6 protein-coding genes and 1 pseudogene are annotated in these 9,573 nt (G+C 42.8%); 2 read left to right on the plus strand and 5 right to left on the minus strand.

Annotated elements, in window-relative coordinates; genetic code table 11:
* Nucleotides 1-359 precede the first annotated feature (359 nt).
* The 5 genes from greA to ACERC5_RS09160 all read right to left on the minus strand — a co-directional run bounded on the left by greA (nt 360) and on the right by ACERC5_RS09160 (nt 7,998).
* Complete coding sequence (greA, locus tag ACERC5_RS09140; protein ID WP_373659595.1) at nt 360-842, minus strand: transcription elongation factor GreA; 483 nt, start codon at nt 840-842, stop codon at nt 360-362.
* Between the two features lie 63 nt (nt 843-905).
* Nucleotides 906-2,615 (minus strand): endolytic transglycosylase MltG, encoded by a 1,710-nt coding sequence (gene mltG, locus ACERC5_RS09145; protein ID WP_373659594.1) that lies wholly within the window; start codon nt 2,613-2,615, stop codon nt 906-908.
* Nucleotides 2,616-2,688: 73 nt separating this feature from the next.
* Nucleotides 2,689-4,020, minus strand: a complete 1,332-nt coding sequence (gene murC / locus ACERC5_RS09150) for a UDP-N-acetylmuramate--L-alanine ligase (protein ID WP_373659593.1) — start codon at nt 4,018-4,020, stop codon at nt 2,689-2,691.
* A gap of 10 nt (nt 4,021-4,030) precedes the next feature.
* The gene (locus ACERC5_RS09155) at nt 4,031-4,615 is read right to left on the minus strand and encodes a hypothetical protein (protein ID WP_373659592.1); all 585 of its coding nucleotides are present in this window, start codon (nt 4,613-4,615) and stop codon (nt 4,031-4,033) included.
* A gap of 317 nt (nt 4,616-4,932) precedes the next feature.
* Complete coding sequence (locus tag ACERC5_RS09160) at nt 4,933-7,998, minus strand: DEAD/DEAH box helicase (protein ID WP_373659591.1); 3,066 nt, start codon at nt 7,996-7,998, stop codon at nt 4,933-4,935.
* 101 nt (nt 7,999-8,099) lie between these two features.
* Here ACERC5_RS09160 and ACERC5_RS09165 point away from each other — a divergent pair.
* Nucleotides 8,100-8,372 (plus strand): annotated as a pseudogene (locus ACERC5_RS09165) (acylphosphatase); the annotation flags it as partial.
* A gap of 105 nt (nt 8,373-8,477) precedes the next feature.
* Nucleotides 8,478-9,410, plus strand: a complete 933-nt coding sequence (yidC, locus tag ACERC5_RS09170) for a membrane protein insertase YidC (protein WP_373659590.1) — start codon at nt 8,478-8,480, stop codon at nt 9,408-9,410.
* The last annotated feature ends 163 nt before the right edge of the window (nt 9,411-9,573 follow it).

Consider the following 9,573-nt stretch of genomic DNA (forward strand, 5'->3'; position numbering starts at 1 on the left):
ACAATTGGCGAAAGTCTTATTTGACATCAATAACCGACCACGAAAATGTTTGGCTTACAGAACAGCTTTTGAAGCACTATTGAAGGAATTGTGATAAGTGTTGCACTTATTCTTGCAATTTATCTTATAATAAACAGAGAGTGAGACGGAAATCGGTAATTCGTAAGAATGCGATTTTTCCTCACCTTTTAATTTCCTAAGTTTGAGCTGAGACGGGCTCTTCCAGAACCGTTTTCGAGGCTGATAAATGTCTAGTTTATCTTTATAAGTTAACGCCATAAGAAAGGCACCCAAAAAAGTTAGATTTTTCCGTCCAACTTTTGGGGTGCAGTTCACTTTTGTCCCAGCCTCTATTTTTATTACTTGGTTTTTGTCACTTTTAGAATCTCAACATCATAACTGCATGTAGGGGCGAGAATCGTTGCGGTATCGCCTGAACGCTTACCGATAATAGCTTGTGCAAATGGACTCTCATTAGAAATTCTACCCGCCAAAACATCAGCTGCTGCTGAACCAACAATAGAATAAGTTTCTTTTATCTTACTTCCAATTTCTCTGATAACAACCGTTTTTCCTATAGCTACTTCATCTTTTGCAATAGAATCACTATCAATGATAACTGCAAAACGAATCTGGGTCTCAAGCATAGAGATTTGCCCTTCGACAAAGGCTTGCTCATCTTTTGCTGCATCATATTCACTGTTTTCGGAAAGGTCACCATAAGAACGAGCGATTTTCAAACGCTCAACAACTTCTGGACGACGGACAAGGATCAGCTCCTCTAGTTCTTTTTCTAGCTGTTCTTTTTCAGCTAAGGTCATCGGATATGTTTTTTCAGCCATAACTTTCACTTTCTATATCAACACCAAACTTGACGTGCGAACACATCAAGTTTGTTACTTTTATTACGGTAATTTACTGTTAACGTATTTTTCAACGTTAGCTTCATGGTCTTCAAAGGTTTCTGCATAGTAAACCTTGCCAGTTGTCACGTCAGCCACAAAATAGAGGTAATCGGTTTGAGCGGGCATGATAGTCGCTTGGATGGCTTTCAAACTCGGGCTATCCACTGCACCTGGCATTAGGCCAACATTAGCATAAATGTTGTATGGGGAGTCAATCGCCGTATCAATGGCTGTATCCTCAGCTAAGGTTGTCTTATCACCTAGCTTATCCATTGCATACAAGATGGCAATATTACTCTGTAACGGCATATCAATGGCCAAACGATTGTAGAAAACACTAGCAATCTTCTGACGATCATCATCTGAAGAGCCTTCTTTTTCAACCAGCGATGCTAGGGTCAGAACCTCATTAACTGTCATACCTTTCTCAGCAATGGTTGCATAATGAGGAGCCAAATTATTATCCATAGCTGCCAGCATCTCATCTAAGAGTCCTTCTAATGTCGTTGTCTCATAATAAGAGTAGGTTGCTGGGAAGAGGTAACCTTCTAATTGGAATTTCACTAATGAGGCATCTGGTAGGCTACCCAGAAGATTTGGGTATTTCTCAACCATTCGAGCGATGACCTCTGGATTTTGAACGAGGGCAAGGAAGTCTTCTTCTGAGAATGGTGACTTATCTGTTTTATCATCTGTTGCGCCGTTTAGAGCAACAGCTTTAGCAATTTGGGTCAATGTATAGCCTTCTGGAATGACAATTTTTCCAAGTGCTGGTAAAACTGGCTCTGGTGTTCCCCCTTCTTGGAGTAATTTTGAAATATCATCAAGTGACATGCTCTTTTGAAGGTTGTAATAGCCACTTTGGAAGTTTGAATAGTTTTTGAACTTTGTATAGTAATTAAAAATTGTACTACTTTTAATCAAACCATTTTCTTCCAAAATTTGACCAATTTGACGGTTGCTAGATCCTGATGGAATCTCCACTTGCACGTAATCAGTTGCTGTCTTATCCAATGGTCCTACAGCACTAGACACATAGCGGTACCCAAAGAAAGCTGTCACCAGGAGCAAGACAACAATCGTTGTTCCCAAAATCAGTGAAATTTTCTTTGCCAGAGAACTATTTTTCTGACGTTTCTGTTGTCTAAAAGCATCATCCGCAACAATATAGTCCTCGTAATCGTCATCAACTGGATTATCAGCAAAGAGATCCTGATCAAAAGGAAGGACTTCCGGACGATGGTCAGTTTCTTCTGCAACTGGCTCTAAACCACTCAAACTAGCTTGTTCGATGATGACGGTATCGCCAAAGTCATTAAATGTGGTTTCTCGGAGAGATTCCAAATCAATCGGAGCTGTCTCAGAGAAATCTGGAATGGCCGTCTCTGATAGACTATCATAGCGCTCTAACTCACGTCGAATAACTTCGCGTTCAGCTTCAAGAACATCTTCTTCAGGAGACAATTGTTCGATTGGTTCATCAGGCATAGCCTTATCTTGGTCAACTAATGGCTCAGTCTCCAATGTAGCATCTTGCTCATGACAAGCCAACTCAGCCTCCAAAGCAGCTTCCTGACGAGCTTTCTCTTCCTGAGCTAATCGTTCTTCACGCTGACGAGACGCTTGGCGCAAGTCCTCTAGAATTTTTTCCTTGAATGTTTTATCGTGAGTGGCATTTGGACGGTCGTCATCATTAAAGATATCGGTCACGGCAGAACCTCCTTGTGTTTATCATCATACTATTATAACTGAATTAACTATAAATTTCAAGTTATCGCTTACTTTATTGGTTATTTCGTGTTAGATTAGATAATAACTGTTCAAAAGATTGCTCGTAGGACTGAATATCACCAGCTCCCATAAAGACATAGACGGCATTTTGATGATCTAACAAAGGTGAAACGTTTTCGACAGTAATGACACTAGCAGGTTTGGTGATGCGATTAGCCAAATCCTCAACCTTGACCTCACCCTTATCCACTTCGCGAGCCGAGCCATAAATCTGAGCCAGATAAACACTATCCGCTTCATTCAATGCTATGGCAAAATCATCTAGGAGTGCGATGGTTCGAGTGAAGGTATGCGGTTGAAAAACAGCAACAATTTCTTTTTCTGGGTATTTCTGACGTGCAGCATCAAGGGTTGCAATAATCTCTGTCGGGTGATGGGCAAAATCATCGATAATCACTGTGTCATCGATTCGTTTCTCAGTAAAGCGACGTTTGACGCCAGCAAAGGTACGGATATGCTCACGCACCAACTCCATACTAAACCCTGCAATATAGAGATTACCAATAACCGCAAGAGCGTTTAAAATGTTATGGCTACCATAAGCAGGCATGTGGAAGATACCTAAGTCCTCACCGCGATAGAGCACTCGAAAGTCTGATCCTTCTGTTGTCCGCAAAATATCGACAGCTTGGAAATCATCCGCTGGCTCAAAACCGTAATAATAAATCGGTGCGGCTGCTTCTATTTGTCTGAGATACTTATCACCACCGTAGAGAAACAGTCCCTCGCTGACCTGTTTAGCATAGTCGTTAAACGCGTTAAACACGTCGTCAACACTGGTGAAATAATCAGGATGGTCAAAATCTATATTAGTAATAATCGAATAGGCGGGATAATAAGGCGCAAAATGCCTTTCATACTCATCAGATTCAAACACAAAATAAGAACTTTGATCAGAACCACGACCTGTTCCATCACCAATCAAATAACTGGTATCTGTGATATGGCGCATCACATGGGCTAGAAGACCCGTTGTTGAGGTTTTGCCATGAGCACCTGCCACACCAAAACTGGTAAACTGAGTCATGAGATCGCCTAAGAATTCATGGTAACGTTGAAATGGAATGCCCTGTTCCAAGGCATAAGCTACTTCAATATTGTTATCTGGCCTAAAAGCATTTCCTGCAATGAGCGTCACATCGGGCTGAATATTATCTGTCGAAAAGGGCAAAATCTTAACGCCAGCCAATTCAAGGTCACGCTGGGTAAAGTAATACTGATCAACATCACTTCCTTGCACATCATGCCCCATCTGATGCAACATCAGTGCTAGAGCGCTCATTCCTGAGCCCTTAATCCCAATAAAATGATAAGTTTTTGTCATTTAATTCTCCTCAGTTTTGTCCTTCAAGACGGGACAGGTTTAGTTCTTGGGCCACACGTTGTTCCTTTTGACGTTGAATGGCATCCTGATTGTAGATTTGACTCCGTTTCAAGAAGTCATAATTGTTCTTTTTAGGCTCTTTTGCTGAAGCATTAACAGGTTCTTGGTAGAGTTGTGGTAACTCTGCTAAGATGTAGGCATCTTGTCTAAGGGCTTTAGCATAGTCGCCCCAGCCCTTTATGGGTTTGTTAGTAGCAACTCGCGCTTGTGAGCGAGAGGACACTGGCTCTTTTGATTTTGGAATAATGGGCATTTCACGTGTCAGCAGGGCTTGTCGCTTTTTCTTAAGGTCTGCTCGTGCTTCTTGACGCCCTTTTTCTGCCGGCTCAAAAACCGGCTGAGTAGTTGGAGGCGTGTCAGCTACTCCAGCAGGCTCACCAGCAGTTTCCACCTCGTCAGCATAAATTTTATCTTGATAGTTGCCTTTAATATTTGTAATCACATCCTCATTCTCATAAAGGGACATCACCCGAGCAAGCTTGATAACAGGCTCGTCATCAGCCACAAGAGGAAATAAGTGCCGTGGTCTAGTCATGCACTGGGCTCCTTTCATAAGCAAGGTCAGAGAGTGGAACAAAAATCGGTAATTCGTCAGAATTCGATGAGCCGTTGGCCCACCTCCGCACAGCTCAAACAGCCATCTTTAGGCTGTTTGAGGTTGTGGATAGAGCGATCAAGGCTCGCACAATCGTCAGGGCTGTTCAGCTGATAAAATCAGCGAATTAGAGCCCACTCAACCACTGCGCCTTGCTTGAAAATTAAAAATCAATTGAGAAGTTAAGACTTTTGTCCCGGCCTCCTATCCTTCAACACCACATTATACCGTAAAATAGATTTTTTTTCAAAGACTACTTATTCCGAAATGCCTAAAATTTCCTTGATTTCAGCAAGTGTCAAACTAGATTTTGGCACATCACCGTCCAGAACATCTTTGATTAAATGGCGCTTGTTATCTTGCAGAGCCAGAATCTTTTCTTCGATGCTTCCTTTGGTAATCAGACGATAGACTTGAACAGGTTTATCTTGTCCCAGCCGATGTGCCCGCCCAATCGCTTGTAGTTCGACGGCAGGATTCCACCACAGATCAACAAGGATAACTGTGTCTGCACCAGTGAGGTTGAGACCAACACCACCAGCCTTTAATGACATCAGAAACACATCCCGACTGCCTTTATTAAATGCGGTCGTCATTTCTTGACGTTCCCTTGGTGGCGTTGACCCTGTCAGAATGTAGTTGTTCAGACCTAGTTCTTGTAATTGCTCTTCAATCAAGGTCAACATGCCTCTGAATTGGGAAAAGATTAAGACCCTATGTCCGTTATCTTTGAGTTGGACCAGTAAGTCTCTAAGCCCATCAAGCTTGCCACTACTTCCTTCGTAAGGCATGAACAACTGCGGCGTATTGCAGATTTGCCTCAACCGTGTAATTCCTGATAAAATCTCAATTTTATCTCTAGCAAATTCTGCCTGGCTGGTTTGAAGTACCCTCTGTTGCATGCGTTCCAGCTGTGCCAGATAAATGGTTTTCTGACCATCACTCATGTCGTTATGATAGGTGATTTCAGTCATATCTGGCAATTCAGGAAGAACCTCTTCTTTCCGACGACGTAGCAAAAACGGACGAATGATGCGTGCGACTGCCTGTGCAGACAGCTGATTAAATTGGGTCTTACTTGTAAATAAGCCAGGTAAAACAATCTGAAATATCGACCAGATTTCTAACAAGCGGTTTTCAATCGGTGTGCCAGACAGGGCAAAGCATCTCGAAACCGGAAAGTCTCTCAGGGCTTGCGCAATCTTGGTTTGACTATTTTTCAAGACCTGTGCTTCATCTAAAATCAAGTAGTCAAAATGATAGTCCTGATAGGTCAGCAAGTCCTGACGAAAACTATGATAGGAGGTCAACAGCACAGCATCCTGCTGTCTGATGCTGGCTTCTCTCTGAGCCTTAGTCCCCTGAACCACACTGACTGCTACCTCCGGCAAAAACTTGGCAAACTCTTCCTGCCAGTTATAAACCAAACTAGAAGGCGCTAAAATGAGTGCACGCTGACCAGCACACAGCTGTCTCGACAAGAAAGCAATGGTCTGCAAGGTCTTGCCAAGCCCCATGTCATCAGCTAAAACACCGCCAAAACCATAATGATCCAAAACAGACAGCCACTGCACGCCACGTTGCTGGTACCCTCGTAAGGTCGCAGAAATAGGAAGTTCTCCCAGCTCAAAAGTTTCAGGGTGCGAAAGATGAGTTGTCATGGATTGCAATTCATCAGAAAAATTAACCCTGTCATAACTGGACAAGGCATCTTTAAGTTGAAAACTAGCAAGGTTAGACACTTGAAACCGACTCTTATCGAGGTGCTTAGCCCGCAAATTTAACAACGTCTGTGAAATCCGCTTAACCTCATCGTCGAATACCACCACTTGACCCGAACGGCTAATAAAATAAGGCTCTTGCTCTTGAAGACTGATGACCGCCTGTTCAATATCAGTCGGGCTAAGGTCAGAAAAATCAAAATTGACCTCTAGCAAACCGCCAGCCCTCTCAAAAGCAATACGTGGTCTAACCACCTGCCACAAGGCCTCAACAGCTGGTGACAAGGTCACCTGCCCCAAGCAGCGCAACTGCGGTAGTTCTTGTTCAAAAAATTGATAAAGTTCAGCTTGTTTGGGCAGAGCTCGATAACTACTAAAAGTTGGCGCAAAGCCTAGCCTCACCAATGTTCTATCAATCTCTCGCTTCTTTTTAGGGTGACTAGTAAATGGCAGAGCCATAAACTCAGATTGTTCCTTGACTGTTAGATCATCATAGTGTAGAACAAGGTCTAGTCTCAGTTGATGATCCTCTTGAGTGATGATAAATTCTGGTTCAAAATCTTTAATAGCAAATGAGAGCGGTGCCTGGACAGGTCCCAAGGTTGAAAAATCAAATAAATGTTCTGCCAGTCGTCCTTGCTCGGTCAAATCCATAATCAAGGTTTTATGCCAGTCTGCTCCGATAGGTAAACTGCTAAGCGCCTTGAACAGGCGTTGCTGACTATCAGTTAAGGCGTAAAAAACACCCTCACGATAAAGATACTGTCCCTCAAATAGGGAAAGATCATAGCGTTCTTTGATGACTAGTCCTATATGATCAAGCTCTAACCTAACCTCGAATTGAAAGAGCTTATACTCAGCTGCCAAGGGCTTCAAGTTGGGTTGCGTTAACACTTGACCTGCTAAGAGGGTTAATGAAAAGGAAGATAGTTTCCCAAGTACCTCTAGCCCTTCTGCAAAAAATCCGCCTGGCAAAAAAAGATGGCGACCATAGGTTGGGAAGAACGTTGAACTGTCGCTAGAGGCCAGGCGATTTAAAAAGTGCAACACTTCTTGGCTGGCTGAATCAAACCAGCCCGTGCTTAGTTGCTCATAGTAATTCTTACCGATTTGGTAATGTTTTTGATCACGCACCAGACTGAGAAAAGCTGGAATATCACGAATCACATAGGAGCGCTGGTCGGGTAAGCGCTGAATTTTAATCGTCCATAGCAACTGCTGACCATAAGGTCGCTCTCCGATGACTGACAAGCAATACTTATTCTCTTCATGCGGAAGTTCCTCTAATTCATCTAAAAAACGACTGGCAAAAAGATACTCTGAACGGCTCTGCTGGACAGTCTCTTCAACTTTGGGTGTCGCTTCAGATAGTAGATGGTGTTTCACAAAATGCTCCGCACCTGCCAAATGAGCGCAATACCCTTTAGTCGCAAAGAAATCACAATTACAATGATTGAAGTAGTCATCATCAGCGTAAGTTACCTCAGCATCTCCCACCATCAGTTGATGGCTTTGTTCATTACTATCCTGTAGCTGAACTTGACCAGTTTGATAAAGGGCGACCCCTTCTTGTCTGACCCAGCTTGGCATCAACTTTGCCATCTTGACCTCCAAAAACTTAATTATCTATTATATCACAAATACGACCATTTTATGGTAAACTAACCTTGATAAAAGATTTTTTTAAGGAGAGCAAGATGTAAAAGGTCAGATTACTTGTAGCAGGTCGGGTTCAGGAGATTGGGTTTCGTTATGCGACTCAGGCGCTAGCCATGGAAATTGGCGGTATTTATGGACGGGTCTGGAATAATGACGATGGTACTGTCGAAATTCTCGCTCAGGCTGAAGAACATCACGAATTACAGCGATTTATTCATGGGATTAGAAATAATCCTTCACCCTTTGCTAAGGTGACTTATGTCGATGTCACACCTGTCGCTTTTTCAGATTACAGCGATTTTCGAGTGGTTAACTGAGTGTCCCTGTCACAAACTGACGAAATACTACCTAAACTGTTGAGAATTTTTTCAAAAAAAGGTAGAATGTTATGGTATCACAAAAAAGCAAAGGAATACATGATTTTGAAAAAACATCGACTCTTACTCTCAGGTTTAAGCCTGAGCCTACTTATGCTCCTAGCTGGGTGTGTCAACACTGTGAATGGCGTCCCTACTAAGGATGACCCGATTTGGAATTATCTCGTTGCCCCAATGGGTGAAGTAATTCGCTATTTCGCTGTTGATAAAGCACTCGGCTTTGGGATTGCGATTATCCTTGTGACCATCTTGGTGCGTGTCTTGATCATCTTGCCTCTTGGACTTTATCAGTCTTGGCAAGCCACTTATCAGGCTGAGAAACGTAACTACTTTAGCCATATTTTCGAACCACTAAATAAACGCCTACGAGAGGCTGAGACCAACGATGAAAAGTTGGCCATCCAGACCGAAATCATGGCGTTAAACAAAGAATATGGTCTTAGTCTCTTTGGCGGCATAGGATGCTTACCGATTCTGATTCAAATGCCATTCTTCTCTGCCCTCTTCTATGCTGCACGCTATACAGAAGGCATCAGTGGCACGAGTTTCCTCTGGTTCCGCTTGGATCAGCCAGACCTGATTTTGACCGCAATCATCGCCGCACTTTACCTTTTGCAAGCTCATCTGTCTCTAGCAACTGTTCCTGAAGAGCAAAAAGCTCAAATGAAAACAACCATGTACATGATGCCAATCATGATGGTCGGATTCGGTTTTACGTCTCCTGCTGGGGTCCTTCTCTACTGGTTAGTCGGTGGTGTGATTGCTATTTTCCAACAACTTCTGGTTACCTATATAATCAAGCCACGCCTAAGAGCTAAGGTCGAGGAAGAGTATCGCCTTAACCCACCGAAAGCCTATAAGCCGAAGACAGCAAAACCTGCTAAACCAGTTCATGACAGCAAAGAAGCTCCTAAAGCCATCATTGCTAACATCGATAATAAAAAACGTAATGCTGGTAAGCAAAAACGCCGCTCATAGTATCAAAAAACTGGATGTTTAGTCCAGTTTTTTCTATATTTTTTGGCTCTATAATTTCTGTAGTGGGTAAATCCACCATGGAGATTATAGAGCCTTTTGAGTGTAGAAAAAAAGTTCCATATGACCTACAATGAAAAGTGCTTAAACAACTCATTAGAAAGAC

Source organism: Streptococcus sp. E24BD (assembly GCF_041807825.1).
Taxonomy (GTDB): Bacteria; Bacillota; Bacilli; order Lactobacillales; family Streptococcaceae; genus Streptococcus; species Streptococcus entericus.

Coding starts and splice junctions, on each gene's coding strand:
- greA (WP_373659595.1), bottom strand. CDS start 842: ATGGCTGAAAAAACATATCCGATGACCTTAGCTGAAAAAGAACAGCTA.
- murC (WP_373659593.1), bottom strand. CDS start 4,020: ATGACAAAAACTTATCATTTTATTGGGATTAAGGGCTCAGGAATGAGC.
- ACERC5_RS09155 (WP_373659592.1), bottom strand. CDS start 4,615: ATGACTAGACCACGGCACTTATTTCCTCTTGTGGCTGATGACGAGCCT.
- ACERC5_RS09160 (WP_373659591.1), bottom strand. CDS start 7,998: ATGGCAAAGTTGATGCCAAGCTGGGTCAGACAAGAAGGGGTCGCCCTT.